This is a genomic window from Mesorhizobium sp. M0621 (genome assembly GCF_040320745.1).
In the GTDB taxonomy this organism is placed as follows: Bacteria; Pseudomonadota; Alphaproteobacteria; order Rhizobiales; family Rhizobiaceae; genus Mesorhizobium.
Genome location: NZ_JAMYQF010000043.1, coordinates 31525 through 45646 on the forward strand (window position 1 = coordinate 31525; position 14122 = coordinate 45646).

The window sequence follows — 14122 nt, forward strand, 5'->3', positions numbered from 1 at the left end:
AACCTCGAACAGCAGGCTGTGAGCGACCACGCCTTGCGTCCGCTTGTGGCGCCCGCAGCGGACATGCCCCTCAATACAGGGCGGACCGATGCTTCTACGCCAGGGAACTGCCCCTTCTTGCTTACGAGAACATCTCGCGGTCCTTGATCCGTCGCACGTCGGTATAGTCCCTGAGCCACCACGCATCCTGCCCGGCCGCCGGCGGCAGCTTCAGCTGCAGCTTGGTACCGGCAGTCTTGGCTTCCTGCTGCGCTATGCGGAAGTGGTAGTGGTCGAACGTCCGCAGCGCTTCCACCATATAGGACACGGCAATCCGCCGGTCCCGGGCGAGGATCAGGTTCTCGCCATTCGTAACGTCGGCCGCCTTGGAGAAGTTGTAGGAGCCAAGATAGACACGTGCGCTAGGCTTGTCGAAGTCGATCACCACGAACTTGTGGTGCATGCGGTTGCCGCTACCGCCCACCGGCTCGGCCTTGAACGGCGCCGGGGTTCTGCCCTTCAGTAGCGCGGTGGGAAACACCGCCGGTGGGTTGCCGTCCGGCTTCTGCACATCAAGCCCGCCGACCTTCTTGTCGGAAATGCCGTAGACGAAGCGCGCGTCGTTGTCCCGCACCCGTCCCACCGCATCGCGGATTGCCCCTGGCGTCTGCCACAGGAACGCCAGCGAGAACAGCAGGCTCGATTTCGTAGCGTCTATGTCGTCGGCGATCTTGCTGAGTTGCGCGTTGGCCGCCGCATGCGGCGAAAACGTCGCCTTGACCTCCACGCCGGCGATCCCCAGGTCGCGCCAGCTTGCCGATCGGCTGGTGCCGAATCCGGTTTCGGCCCAGAAATCCTCGAACGCCTCGCGGAACACCTGCACCGGCGCGGCGCCGGTGAAGATCATCGCGTTGTTCGACTGCACGTAAAAGCCGCGCCAGCTGAAATTGGTCGAGCCGCCGATCGCCTTCTTCACTTGGTTGCCATCGACCACGATCATCTTGTTGTGCTGCAGCTTGCCCATATTTTGACGCTTGACGTTGGCGGCGCCAGCCGAGGCGATGAGAATATCTGCCGACTGCGTCTCGCCCGAATGCGCCTCACCGTGCTTGCCGTCGTCGTCGATAATGATCTTGAGTCGCGGCCCCAGCTGCCGCAGCCGGTCGACGAACCCCTTCTCGCTGAGGTCATAGGCCACGATGCAGACCTTGGCGCTCGCATCGCCGATCGCCTCATCCAGCGTCTCGTAGATCGCATGCCGCGCCTCGAACCCCATCCAACTTAACGCCTGTTCCGTCTTTGGGTGGGTCGGAGTAAACACCAGCCCGTCGTCGGCATCTTCTGGCAAGAGGGTCGAGATCGGCCCAAACTGATCCCAGCGGTCGACGAAGGCCTGCGATGAGACGAAGCCCCGCGTGAACGCCACGTTGAGCGCGCCGGGATAGGTCTCGCGCCGGAGTTCGATGTCCGCAGTCTGCGGCTCGCCATAGCTCAGCAACTGCCTGTCGTCCATGAACACCGGCGTCACCACGTAGGTGTAGTCACCGGGGATCTCGGCATTAAACGGAAAATGCACCCAGCGAAACTTCTGGATCGGCGATAGCCGCGACGACAGTTTGTTGGGATTGACCGCACCCGCCGGCCCCGGAAAGGCGATCCGGTTAGGCACCGCAAAGAACCGCGTCTCGTTTGGCACGCGGTACTCGATGGCGAACCCGACAAAATCTCGCGGCGGCTGTCCGTTGCGCCAGTTCATCGCCAGCAGCGCCATGCCGTCGCCGCGATGCACTTTCAGCGCGAACGGCGCCGATGCATTCTTGCCCGCAACCTGAAACTCCCCGGCCATTCCGCTGCCCCCATAGCACAAACGGTCGCCCGCCACCGCGGCAGGTTGCACCCTCAGAACGAAGCTCTTTTAATCGTGAGTAAGTAAGGGTAGAGAACTGAATGCTATCACGATGGAACGTGAAATAAAAGTATCGTTACGAAGGTTTTGCGGTTGGGCTATCGACATAGCCGTAAGGAGTAATAGTCAATATAATACTGGCAGATAGCAGACCATAGCGTGCGTGCTATGATGCCGTCGCATTCAATTTTGGAATTGTCCCCTTGAGAGAAGTCCCCCGCTGAAAGGGCCTCAGTCCTTCGATGGCTTGTCAAGGCTGCAGCTTCGACACACACAAGATGCGTTCTGCTTGGACCGTTATCGAAGATGTAGAACATAAGCCGAAATACTTGGCCTTCAGCCCTTGCGTTCCTGAAGGCTGTTGCCGCCATCGACCACTAGCAGGGCGCCGTTGACATAGCTGGCGCCTTCCGAGGCTAGGAACACCACCGCTGCGGCGACCTCATCCGGCCGTCCGGCTCGCGCCGGCGGCGTATGCAGGGCAGCCTGCCGCTCCATCTCGCTCGACGATCCCGTTTCGATCCAGCCTGGAGCCACGGCATTGGCCGTGATACCGCTTTTCGCCACTTCCAGCGCCAGCGTGCGTGTCAGGCCGACCATGCCGGCCTTGGCGGCGGAATAGGCTGATGTGCCTTCGAAAGACACCAGCGGCCCGGTGACCGACGCCACATTGACGATGCGCCCATAGCCCGCTTCGACCATCGCCGGCAGAAACGCCTTTGTGACGAGGAATGCCGTCTTCAGGCTGACGTCTATCCCCTGATCCCAGTCGGCCTCGGTCATGGCGAGAAACGCCTTATCGACCGATGGCGATGCCAGCGAGCCCATGCCGGCATTGTTGACCAGTATATCGACCGCACCGACATCAGCGCGCAGCCGCGCGACATCGGCAGCCTTGGTGAGATCGGCAATTACAGCGTTCGCATCAATGCCTTCGGCACTAAGCTCGGCGGCGCGATCCAACACACGCGCACTGGCACCGGTGAGGAAAACGGCATGGCCGGCACGGCCGAGCGGCCGCGCAACGGCAAAGCCGATGCCGTCGGCCGCACCGGCCCCGGTGATCAAAGCGCGTTTGATGGTGGAAGAAGGCATGGTCAAATCAGGCTCCGCTGGTTTCCGCCCCCGGTCTTACCACGCGCTTTGGGCAACAGCCCCGCGAAGACTTGGCTCTGCAACATTCCGCACCGCTTTGCGTTCTCTAAAAATCCGAAAGTCGAATCGAACGAACGGTGCATTGTGGCGATCGCACAGGCGTGGAGGAAAAAGGACGTGCCGGAGATCCAGAAAATATCCTTGTCCTCTGGCGGCGAGGTGGCTGTCCGGACGGCCGGCGACGTCTCCAAACCCGCGCTCGTCCTGCTGCATGGCTTCCCGAATTCCTCTCGGATGTTCAGCGACGTGATCGCCCGGCTCTCCGGCACCGTCTATGTCGTTGCACCCGACCTTCCCGGATTTGGCGCGTCCGATCTCCCCCCTGAGCCATCGTTCGATATGCTGGCCAACGCGATCGAAGAGCTGCTTACGCGTCTCAACGTGGGCCGCAGGTTTCTCTATTTGCATGATTTCGGCACTCCCGTGGCATTTCATCTCGCCATGCGCGCTCCGGAACTTGTAGAAGGCCTCATCATCCAGAATGCCAATGCCCACCGCTCCGGCTTTGGTCCGCAGTGGGCAGCCACATTGGACTTCTGGGCTGCGCCGAATGCCAGCAACGAGGAAGCCGCCACCGCCCATTTGACCCTTGAGGGAACCCGCGACCAGTACGTCGCCGGCCTGCCGCCCGAGATCGCGGCGCAGATCGATGCCGAGCGTTGGATTGAAGACTGGCGGGTCATGTGCCTGCCGGGGGCGGCTTGATCTGCAGAAGGCGCTCCTAGTCGACTACGGCCGATATGTCGACCGGTTCGGGGAGGTGGCCGACTACCTGGCGAAGCATCAACCCCGAGCGATGCTTCTTTGGGGTCGCCACGATGTCTTTTTCGATATTGCAGAGGTTCAGTCGTGGCTCATCGATCTTCCCCGGATGGAAGCTCACGTCTTCGACGCAGGTCATCTCCTTCTGGAGACGCAGGGGCCCAGGGCTGCCGAGTTGATACGGGAGTTCGTGGACGCAGGCTCACCCAGCCGTGTACTTGCGTAGGTCCGAGCAGGTCGAAGCATTGGCTCAAGCGCAATGTGAAATTTGGCGCGCCCGAAGAGATTCGAACTCCTGACCCCCAGATTCGTAGTCTGGTGCTCTATCCAGCTGAGCTACGGGCGCGCATCAGGCCATGTTTTCCATGACCCCGCGATCCGATCGTGAACGACCGGCCGCGACGAGACGTGTTCCCTAGCGACTGAATTTCCGAAAAGCAAGTCGATCCGGCAAAAGTTTTGTCACAAGTGCCCTGGCCGGTGATGACGGCCCGGATTCAGGCGCCCCGAAACGGTTCCGAAGCCGAGGCGGGTCCTCCTCAGTGGGAAGAAGCATCTACCTTGTAAGGCACGAGCGGCGGGCGACACTGCCCGGCCCGTCATGCCGGGCGGCGCAGGCCGTTGCTGCGGGCCTGGTCGAGCCGGACCGGCTGGTCGGGGATGGTGACGGCGAATGTGGTGCGTCCGCCGATGCTTTCGACCAGTTCCACTGTGCCGCCATGCGCCCGGATCAGCTCGTGCGCGATCGCCAGGCCAAGACCGGTGCCGCCGCTGCGGGCCGAGCCGCGGAACGCCGCGAACAGGTTCTCCCGCGCTTTGGCCGGCAGACCGGGGCCGGTGTCGCTGACGGCAATGCGGCTGACACTGCCCAGCCGCACGGCCGACACCGCCAGGCGGCGCACCAGGGCGCTTTCACTGTCTGCCGCCATGGCCTGCACGGAGTTCCGGCACAGATTGGTGAGCACGCGGAACAGCTGATCGGAATCGGCGTCCACCTCGAAGGTCGGTTCGACGGAATTGACGAACTCGATGCCCTGCCCGATGTCGAGCAGGCCGTGCACGTCCTCGACCAGCTGGCGCAGCCTCAAGCGTCGGCGCGCCGGTGGCGGCTCCTGCGTGCGGCCATAGGCGAGCACGCCTTCGGAATAGGAGACGGCACGGTCGAGTGCGCGCAGCAGTTTCGGCGCGAAGGCCTGCACGGTCGGATCCTTGACCTGGCGCAGGCGGTCCGACATCAACTGCGCCGAAGCCAGGATGTTGCGCATGTCATGGTTGATCTTGGAGACGGCAAGGCCGAGGTCGGCAAGGTGCTTCTGCTCGGAGAGCATTTTTTGCAGCCGCTCCTGCATCTGCGACAGCTCGCGCTCGGCAACGCCGATCTCGTCGGCGCGGGCGGCCGGATGGATGATGCGTCCAGGATCGTCGGGGGCTTCGGAAAAGGACAGCATCGAGCGCGTCATCGTCCGGATCGGCCCGATCATGATCAGGTCGATCGCGGCATAGACCAGCATGGCGGTGAACAGCGAGATCAGCAGCGAGACGAAGGCGACGTTGCGCGAATAGCGCAGCATCGCATTGCGCAGACTGTTGTCCGGCATGATCAGCTCGAACTCCTTGTCGGAGTCGCCGACCGGACCGAAAACGCGCAGCATCCGGTCACCGCCGAAAAACAGCGTGTCGAGCGCGCCGGTCATGCCCTTGATCATGCCGATGCTGGCGATATCGATATGTTCATCGACTTTCGGCGGCATTTCGGCCACCACCAGCAGCCGCGAGACGCCGCCATCGCGCACCGCGATCGCCTTGGCGCCGATTGCCATCAGCACGTCGTTCTGGGCCGTGCGCGACAGCGAGGTGGATTCACCTTGCACCAGCACGATCGACACCGCCGCGGCCGTGCTCAGCCGCTCCTTCAGCCAGTTCAGCCGGTAGCTGGCGATCCAGGGCAGGAAGATCAGCACTTCGGCTAGCAGCACGAAAACGATGGTCAGCAGCAGCAGCTTGGTCGACAGGCCGCGCGACAGCGGCACCGTGCGCACGGTGGTGGGCTCCGCCGCGCCGGTCCCTTCCTGCGCTTGTATGGTTTCGCTCATGCGGTCCATGTCTTCACAATCACTTGATCATCGCAGATTAGGCGATTACGGCTTTTTTGCCAATTTCATCCTTGGTCGGAAACATAAACCGGCCTGGACGACGCCGGGGTTTCGGCCCGACGACGCCGGATTGACTTCCAAAAGCCTTCTTTCTATAAGCCCGCACACGCTCGGGCCATTCGTCCCGGCGCGGTTTCGATCGCGCCAAAACCGGCCCGGCAAAGCTCCTGTTACACAGTGACAGAATCAAGAAGGGCCGCACCCCGCGGTATTAAAACAAATGAAGCGTACCTACCAACCGTCTAAACTCGTCCGCAAACGTCGGCACGGCTTCCGTGCGCGCATGGCCACCAAGGGTGGTCGCGGCGTCGTCGCAGCTCGCCGCAACCGCGGCCGCAAGCGGCTCAGCGCCTGAACGGAAGACGAGATCGTTGCCCGCAACCGGCAAGCCAGTGGGACCAAATCCCAAGCGGCTTCTGAAGCGCGCGGAATTCCTGGCCGTCCGTCGTGGTGAAAAGCGACGCGGGCGGCTTTTCCTCGTTGAAGTTCTCGACCGCGGCGACGGCCTGTCGCCGCGCGTCGGCTACACCGTCACCAAGAAGGTCGGCAATGCGGTTGTCCGCAACCGCGTCCGGCGGCGGCTGCGAGAAGCTGTGCGTACGCATGCGGCAAGTGACATGGCGCCTGGCAATGACTATGTGATCGTCGGGCGCGAAGACGTGCTTACCATTCCGTTCGGCCAGTTGAAGGCCGAACTCTCCCGCCGACTGCGCGGAACACGATAGGCCAAGGGCTTTCGATGGAAAACAACCGGAACTTCTTCATCACCATCGCGCTGTCGGTGCTGATCCTGGCGGTATGGCAGTATTTTTATGTGTTGCCGCGCAGCGAAGCCCAGCGCGAGGCGGCCCGCATCGAACAGCAGCGTGTCGAGGAGCAGAAGAAGGCCGAGGGCACCAAGCCCGGCACCGACACCGGAACGCCCGCCGCACCCGGCGCCATTCCGAATGCACCCGGCACCGACGCCGTGACGCCGGCCGGCCGCGAACAGGCACTGGCCACCACGACCCGCGCAAAGATCGACACGCCGAGCCTCGAGGGTTCGATCAACCTCACCGGCGCCCGTCTCGACGACCTCAAGCTCAAGCACTACACCGAAACGGTCGACAAGAACTCGCCCGAGATCAGCCTGCTCAACCCGGCAGCACTGCCCAATGGCTATTATGCCGAGATCGGCTTTGTCGGTAACGACAAGACCGGCGCGGTGCCCGGTCCCGAGACTGTATGGGCCGTCGACGGCAATGCGACGCTGACGCCGACAACGCCGGTCACGCTGACCTATTCGAACGACAAGGGCCTGACCTTCAAGCGCACCTTTTCCGTCGACACCAACTACATGTTCACGGTTTCCGACACGGTGCAGAATGCGGGCACGGCCGCCGTCTCGCTGTCCAACTACGGCCGCGTCACCCGTTTCGACAAGCCGCTCGTCGCCAGCACCTATGTGTTGCATGAAGGCCTGATCGGCTTCACCGGCACCGAAGGCCTGCAGGAACACAAATACGCGTCCATCGAAAAGGACAAGCAGGCCACGCCGGGCAAGTCGACCGATGGCTGGCTTGGCATCACCGACAAATACTGGGCGGTGACGCTGGTGCCGACGGAGAAGCAGCCGTTCCAGCCGCGCTACGCCTATTTCGAGGACGGCCGCCATCGCTATCAGTCTGACTTCCTGACCGATCCGATCACCGTCGATGCCGGTCAGTCGGCGACGGTGGAGAGCGAAATCTTCGCCGGCGCCAAGGAAGTCGCCAAGATCAATGCCTATGCGGAAGACCGCCACATCAAGCGGTTCGACCTGTTGATCGACTGGGGCTGGTTCCACTTCATCACCAAGCCGATGTTCTGGCTGATCGACACGCTCTACAAATTCTTCGGCAATTTCGGCCTGGCGATCCTCGCCACCACCGTCATCGTCAAAGCCATCTTCTTCCCGCTCGCCAACAAGTCCTATGCGTCGATGGCGAACATGAAGAAGGTGCAGCCGAAAATGCTCGAAATCCGCGAGAAATACGCGGACGACAAGATGAAGCAGCAGCAGGCGATGATGGAGTTGTACAAGACCGAGAAGATCAACCCGCTCGCCGGCTGCTGGCCGGTGGCGCTGCAGATCCCGGTCTTCTTCTCGCTCTACAAGGTGCTCTACATCACCATCGAGATGCGGCACGCGCCGTTCTTCGGCTGGATCCAGGATCTGGCGGCACCGGATCCGACCTCGATCTTCAACCTGTTCGGCCTCGTTCCAGTCACGCTGCCGCATATGCTGATGATCGGCGTCTGGCCGCTGATCATGGGCGTCACCATGTTCCTGCAGATGCGCATGAACCCGACGCCGCCGGACCCGACGCAGGCGGCCATCTTCACCTGGATGCCGGTCATCTTCACCTTCATGATGGCGGGTTTCCCGGCCGGCCTCGTTATCTACTGGGCCTGGAACAACACGCTGTCGATCCTCCAGCAGGGCGTGATCATGAAGCGCCAGGGCGCCAAGATCGAGCTGTGGGACAATCTGGTTGCGCTGTTCCGAAAGAAACCGTCGCCGGCAGAATAGCAGGCGTTGCCTCTGCGAAATCAAAAGCCCCGGTCAGTTCATTGCCCGGGGCTTTCTTGTCGGCGAGGCATCCCATTCCGACCGATTTCCAATCTGCGGCGAAACTTTGGCCTGACGCACCTCGTAACTGCGCTTTGCCATTCCCTGCGGCATGCGCTTCGGCACGCCTTTGCACAGGCCATGGATTGCGGCTACCGTGTTTTCGCGACGGCGGCAAGATACCCTTGCCAAGACGGCTTCCGGCGCAAAGGCGCCGGTGTTTGGGAGGCCGTTGCGGCAGACCGGGGTCCTGTCGGCCTCCACGGGGCCCCGGTTCTTTTTGCTTGGACTCGAAGATCTGTAGGGTTTGGCCTGTCGAGTCAGATCGACGCCGGCTGGTCCAGGAGATCGCTTCTTGGCGGCGCTGTCATCGACCTTGGCCTATGGCGACGGCAAATGAGCAAAGCCGCCATCGAAAGCTCGCTCGTCAGCCGATTGGTGCTATAGGGCGGATCACGCTATTTTGGACAGGCGCATGCGGATTTCGGATGCGCCTGGCGGCCATTTTTTTGACGGATCTCGACATGGACGGACCCAACCCCAACATCAAGCACCCGATCCCGATGCACACGCGTGTCGGGTTCCTCAAGGGACTGGTGAGCGCGCCGAACATCGAGATCGGCGACTTCACCTATTATGACGATCCCGATGGGCCGGACAAATTCGCCGAGAAATGCGTGCTGCATCATTATCCCTTCATTGGCGACAAGCTCATCATCGGCAGGTTCTGCGCCATCGCCGAAGGCGCGCGCTTCATCATGAACGGCGCCAACCACGCCATGTCCGGCTTTTCGACCTACCCGTTCAATATTTTCGGCCATGGTTGGGAAAAGGGTTTTGACCCGGCGACATGGTCCAAGGAAGTGCGCGGCGACACGATCGTTGGCAACGACGTTTGGATCGGCATGGAGGCGGTGATCCTGCCCGGCGTTACGATCGGCCATGGCGCCATCATTGCCGCGAAGTCGGTGGTCACGCACGACGTGCCGTCCTATGCGATCGTCGCAGGCAATGCGGCCAAGGTGGTGAAGATGCGTTTCGACGACCGGACGATCAGGCGGCTGCTGGCGGTGGCCTGGTGGGACTGGCCGGTGGACAAGATCAGCCGCAACCTCGATGCTATCCGGGGTGCCAATATTTCTCTTCTGGAGGCAGCAGCTTGAACGCTCTAAACAGCAGCACGATCGGCACCGACCTGTTTGCACGGGGGTGGATCTTCATTCGTGGCGTGCCGGCCATGAAGTTCCTGCCGCCGGAAGGACCGCCGGAAATAGCTTTTGCTGGCCGCTCGAATGTCGGCAAGTCGTCGCTGATCAACGCGCTGGTCAATCAGAAGGGACTGGCGCGCACCTCCAACACGCCGGGGCGCACGCAGGAGCTCAATTATTTCGTACCGGACGGATTTTCGGGAGAGGGTGCAGACCTGCCGCCCTTGGCGCTGGTAGACATGCCGGGCTATGGCTACGCCACGGCGCCGAAGGAGAAGGTCGACGAGTGGACCAAGCTCGTCTTCGACTATCTCAAGGGTCGCGTCACGCTGAAGCGGGTCTATGTGCTGATCGATGCCCGCCACGGCATCAAGGCCAAGGACGATGAAGTGCTGTCACTGCTCGACAAGGCGGCGGTGTCCTATCAGATCGTGCTGACCAAGACCGACAAGATCAAGGCTGCCGGCGTGCCGCGGCTGATCGAGGAGACGCTGGCAAAGATCAAGAAGCGGCCGGCGGCGTTTCCGTTCGTTCTGGCGACATCTTCGGAAAAGGCCGAGGGCCTCGAGGAATTGCAGGCCGCGATCGTGCTTGCCGCCAATGGCGGATAGAACAATTCCCAAGGAAGCGGATAGCGCTTTCCCCTGGGAAATTGCGCAGAAACAAAAGCTAAGGCTTGGCCTCGATGGCAATCGTCTTGTGGCCTTCTTCCGCCACGAGCCTTTCGGTGCCGTAAGCCTTCAGAAACATGCTGACGCCTGACGTGACGATGTGGTCGATCTCGTCCTGCGACGGGGCCTTGGTTCGGTAGGCGAAGATGCACTGGCGGAACAGACTGGCCAAGCACAGTTCAGTGAACTGATAGGCGGCGAGATCGACATCATCGATCCGCAGCAGGTCGCGCTCGATGGCAGCATTGAGAAAGGCCACGACCTTATCGTGACCGCGCTTGGGTCCGCGTTCATAAAAACGCGCGCCCATGTCGGGTATCCGGTCGGATGCGCCGATCACCGTGCGCTGTGCCTGGATGACCTTGGCTGATGTGATCTTGAGCGCCAGCACCTTGCCGAACTTCACCAGTGTCTGGCGAAGGTCGTCGGATTTCTCCAGCATGTCATACATGTTCTTGAAGATGCTGCCGCGCTCTTCCTCGATCAGCGCTTCGAACAGCTCTTCCTTGTTGGCGAAGTAGACATAGATCGTGCCCTTGGAGACACCGGCCTCGCGGGTGATGTCGTTCATCGACGCCGCTTCGAAGCCCTTGTCGATGAAGACACGCCGGGCGCCATCGATGATCTGGCTGCGCTTGACCGGGTCCTGTCCTGCCGCCGGGCGACCGCGGCGCAAGCTGTCCAGCAAATCGCCACACTGGTCGGTTTCGACGTTGGGCAGAGTCTCGGCCATAAAGGTCACACCTCGAAAATAATTCGAACCATCCGGTTCGATTGCACTTGATATGGTCCTCTTTACGCGCTATGTCAACGTCCAGATCGAACCGAACGGTTCAGTACTATTACATTAGAGAGATGTCATGTCCTCGAACGCATCAACGTCAGCCGAAGTCCGTCCCTTCCCCAACGCTAAGGTCGCGCCGGCGACGGAAGCACCTGAAATACCCACCCAGCCCGCGGTATCGCCGCCGCCGACAGAGGCTCCGGCCAAGAAGAAGCGCTCGGTGCGCTCCTTTCTGCTGCCGGTCATCGGCGTTGCTTTGTTGAGCGCAGGCGCCTGGTATGGTTACGATTACTGGACCACGGGCCGCTTCATGATCTCGACGGACGACGCCTATGTCCAGGCAGACATGGCGTTCATCTCGCCCAAGATTTCCGGCTATGTCGATCAGGTCAAGGTCAGCGAAAACCAGCTGGTCAAGGCCGGTGATCCGCTGCTCGTCGTCGATGATGGCGACTACAAAATAGCCGTCGCCCAGGCCGAGGCGCAGATCGCCACCTTAAGCAAGACGCTCGACCGTATCGACGCCCAGACCGACGCGGCGCGCGCCTCGCTGCAACAGGCGCAGGCGCAGAAGGTCGCCGACCAGGCCGCCGCCGACAATGCGGCCAAGATCGCGGCGCGCGCCTCGCAGCTGCTCAAGACGCATGTCGGCACGCAGGCGCAATTGGACGACGCCCAGACGGCGGTGCAGCAGGCCGATGCCGCCCTTGTCGGTGCCGACGCCCAGATCGCCGCGGCACAGGCCAATATCGGCGTGCTGCAGGCGCAGCGCGGTGAATCGGCAAGCACACTGGCGTCCTTGCAGCTCAGCCACGACAAGGCCATGCGCGACCTTTCCTTCACTGTGCTCAAGGCGCCCTATGACGGCGTCGTCGGCAACCGTTCCGTGGAGCAGGGCGATCTCGTCAGCCCCGGCCAGAAGCTCGCCGTCATCGTGCCTATGGACAAGCTCTACATCGTCGCCAACTTCAAGGAGACACAGCTGGGCCGGCTGGTTCCCGGCGAGAAGGTCAAGATCTCGGTCGATGCGACCGACGGCCAGGACTTCGAGGGAACCGTCTCGTCGCTGGCGCCGGCTTCCGGTGCCGTGTTCTCGCTGCTGCCGCCCGAAAACGCCACCGGCAACTTCACCAAGGTCGTGCAGCGCGTTCCGGTCCGCATCGACGTGCCCGCCGACGCGCTGAAGAGTGGCAAGCTGCGCGCCGGCCTCAGCGTCGTCGTCGCCGTCGACAGCCGCACCGCCCCATCCGCGTCGGCGTCAGCGGCCGCGTCGAACTGAGCGGCTGCTGGGGAGCAATGCCATGGCAACCGCAACCCTGACAGTAGGAGCGCTGCCGGCGAGGCCGGCTGTGCCTGACACCATTTCGACGCGGCGCGTCATCGCCTTCCTGGCGATGGTGTTCGGCATGTTCATGGCCATCCTGGACATCCAGATCGTCTCCGCCTCGCTGGCCGAGATCCAGGCCGGCCTGAGCGCCAGTTCCGACGAGATTCCGTGGGTGCAGACCGCCTATCTGATCGCCGAAGTGGTGATGATCCCGCTATCGGGTTTCCTCAGCCGGATGCTGTCGACGCGCGTGCTGTTCACGATCTCGGCGGCAGGCTTCACCGCGGCCAGCGCGCTGGCGGCGACCGCCACCAACATCGACCAGATGATCGTCTACCGCGCCGTCCAGGGCTTCATCGGTGGCGGCATGATCCCGAGCGTCTTTGCCGCCGCCTTCACCATCTTCCCGCCGTCGCGCCGCGCTGTCGTCTCGCCGATGATCGGCCTGGTGGCGACGCTGGCGCCGACCATCGGCCCGACCGTCGGCGGCTATATCAGCCATGCCATGTCCTGGCACTGGCTGTTCCTGGTCAATGTCGTGCCCGGCATCCTGGTGACGACGGCGGCCTGGACGCTGATCGACTTCGACAAGCCCAATCTCAAGCTGTTCAGCAAGTTCGACTGGTGGGGCCTCGCCGGCATGGCGGCCTTCCTGGGCTGCATGGAATATGTGCTCGAGGAGGGTCCCAACAACGACTGGCTGCAGGACCAGGGCGTGTTCATCTGCGCCATCGTCATGACCATTGGCGGGGTGCTGTTCTTCTGGCGCGTGTTCACCGCCGAGGAGCCGATCGTCGACCTGAAGGCGTTCACCAACATCAACTTCGCCTTCGGTTCGTTGTTCTCCTTCGTCATCGGCATCGGCCTCTACGGCCTGACCTATCTCTACCCGGTGTTCCTCGGGCGCATCCGCGGCTACGATTCGATGATGATCGGCGAGGCGCTGTTCGTCAGCGGACTGGCCATGTTCTTCACCGCTCCGATCTCGGGCATCCTGTCGAACAAGATGGACCCACGGCTGATGATGATGGTCGGCTTCTTCGGCTTCGCCACCGGAACCTGGTGGATGACGCATCTGACCGCCGATTGGGATTTCTACGAGCTGCTCATCCCGCAAATCCTGCGCGGCTGTTCGATGATGCTATGCATGGTGCCGATCAACAACATCGCGCTCGGCACCTTGCCGCCGGAGCGGCTGAAGAATGCGTCCGGCCTGTTCAACCTCACCCGCAATCTCGGCGGCGCCGTCGGCCTTGCCCTGATCAACACGGTGCTGATCGACCGCAATGCCTTCCATTACGCAAGGCTCTCCGAGCATGTGCAATGGGGCAGTGAAGCCGCGCAGACCAAGCTGCAGAACATGACGCTCAATTTCGAGCAGACCGCCGGCCTTGACGCGGCAAGTGCCGCGATCTCCAAGCTGTCGGGCATGGTTCAGCAACAGGCGGCGCTGCTGTCCTTCATGGATGTGTTCTTCATGCTGACGGTGCTGTTTGCAACGCTCGGCCTGTTCACCATGCTGATCCGCAAGCCGGTCGCCGCCGGTGGCGGCGGTGGCGGCCACTGAACCAGGAATTGCGGTTTTTC

Annotated in this window: 12 protein-coding genes and 1 tRNA gene; 8 read left to right on the forward strand and 5 right to left on the reverse strand. The window is 62.0% G+C overall.

Going from position 1 to position 14122, the window contains the following annotated elements; genetic code table 11:
• Positions 1–121: 121 nt before the first annotated feature.
• Together NKI38_RS24395 and NKI38_RS24400 are read right to left on the reverse strand one after the other, a co-directional pair.
• Positions 122–1825: a phospholipase D-like domain-containing protein gene (locus NKI38_RS24395; protein ID WP_352661814.1), complete on the reverse strand. Its 1704-nt coding sequence runs from the start codon at positions 1823–1825 to the stop codon at positions 122–124.
• 396 nt (positions 1826–2221) lie between these two features.
• The gene (locus NKI38_RS24400; RefSeq protein ID WP_352661746.1) at positions 2222–2980 is read right to left on the reverse strand and encodes an SDR family NAD(P)-dependent oxidoreductase; all 759 of its coding nucleotides are present in this window, start codon (positions 2978–2980) and stop codon (positions 2222–2224) included.
• A gap of 48 nt (positions 2981–3028) precedes the next feature.
• Between NKI38_RS24400 and NKI38_RS24405 the strand changes: the two genes are divergently transcribed.
• The gene (locus NKI38_RS24405) at positions 3029–3745 is read left to right on the forward strand and encodes an alpha/beta fold hydrolase (protein WP_352661749.1); all 717 of its coding nucleotides are present in this window, start codon (positions 3029–3031) and stop codon (positions 3743–3745) included.
• 326 nt (positions 3746–4071) lie between these two features.
• Here NKI38_RS24405 and NKI38_RS24410 read toward each other — a convergent pair.
• Positions 4072–4148 (reverse strand) — tRNA-Arg (locus NKI38_RS24410).
• 253 nt (positions 4149–4401) lie between these two features.
• On the reverse strand, positions 4402–5895 hold the full coding sequence (locus tag NKI38_RS24415) for an ATP-binding protein (RefSeq protein WP_352661752.1): 1494 nt from the start codon (positions 5893–5895) through the stop codon (positions 4402–4404).
• Positions 5896–6175: 280 nt separating this feature from the next.
• On the opposite strand from NKI38_RS24415, the gene rpmH reads away from it, so the two are divergent.
• The 5 genes from rpmH to yihA all read left to right on the forward strand — a co-directional run bounded on the left by rpmH (position 6176) and on the right by yihA (position 10364).
• On the forward strand, positions 6176–6310 hold the full coding sequence (rpmH, locus tag NKI38_RS24420) for a 50S ribosomal protein L34 (RefSeq protein WP_008833937.1): 135 nt from the start codon (positions 6176–6178) through the stop codon (positions 6308–6310).
• A 16-nt stretch (positions 6311–6326) separates the two neighbouring features.
• Positions 6327–6680 (forward strand): ribonuclease P protein component, encoded by a 354-nt coding sequence (rnpA, locus tag NKI38_RS24425; RefSeq protein ID WP_091575737.1) that lies wholly within the window; start codon positions 6327–6329, stop codon positions 6678–6680.
• A 14-nt stretch (positions 6681–6694) separates the two neighbouring features.
• The gene (yidC, locus tag NKI38_RS24430) at positions 6695–8506 is read left to right on the forward strand and encodes a membrane protein insertase YidC (RefSeq protein ID WP_352661755.1); all 1812 of its coding nucleotides are present in this window, start codon (positions 6695–6697) and stop codon (positions 8504–8506) included.
• Positions 8507–9069: 563 nt separating this feature from the next.
• A complete protein-coding gene (locus NKI38_RS24435) occupies positions 9070–9708 on the forward strand; it encodes a CatB-related O-acetyltransferase (protein WP_352661758.1) in 639 nt (212 codons plus the stop codon).
• On the forward strand, positions 9705–10364 hold the full coding sequence (gene yihA, locus NKI38_RS24440) for a ribosome biogenesis GTP-binding protein YihA/YsxC (protein WP_352661761.1): 660 nt from the start codon (positions 9705–9707) through the stop codon (positions 10362–10364). The genes NKI38_RS24435 and yihA overlap by 4 nt, the downstream gene beginning before the upstream one ends.
• Before the next feature lie 58 nt (positions 10365–10422).
• On the opposite strand, the gene NKI38_RS24445 is transcribed toward yihA, so the two are convergent.
• Positions 10423–11157 (reverse strand): TetR/AcrR family transcriptional regulator, encoded by a 735-nt coding sequence (locus NKI38_RS24445; RefSeq protein WP_352661764.1) that lies wholly within the window; start codon positions 11155–11157, stop codon positions 10423–10425.
• Between the two features lie 127 nt (positions 11158–11284).
• Between NKI38_RS24445 and NKI38_RS24450 the strand changes: the two genes are divergently transcribed.
• Together NKI38_RS24450 and NKI38_RS24455 are read left to right on the forward strand one after the other, a co-directional pair.
• Entirely contained in the window at positions 11285–12487 is a 1203-nt protein-coding gene (locus NKI38_RS24450) for an HlyD family secretion protein (protein ID WP_352661767.1), read from the forward strand.
• A gap of 22 nt (positions 12488–12509) precedes the next feature.
• Positions 12510–14102 carry a DHA2 family efflux MFS transporter permease subunit gene (locus NKI38_RS24455; RefSeq protein ID WP_352661770.1) on the forward strand — a complete coding sequence of 531 codons (1593 nt, stop codon included), beginning with the start codon at positions 12510–12512 and terminating at the stop codon, positions 14100–14102.
• Positions 14103–14122 lie beyond the last annotated feature (20 nt).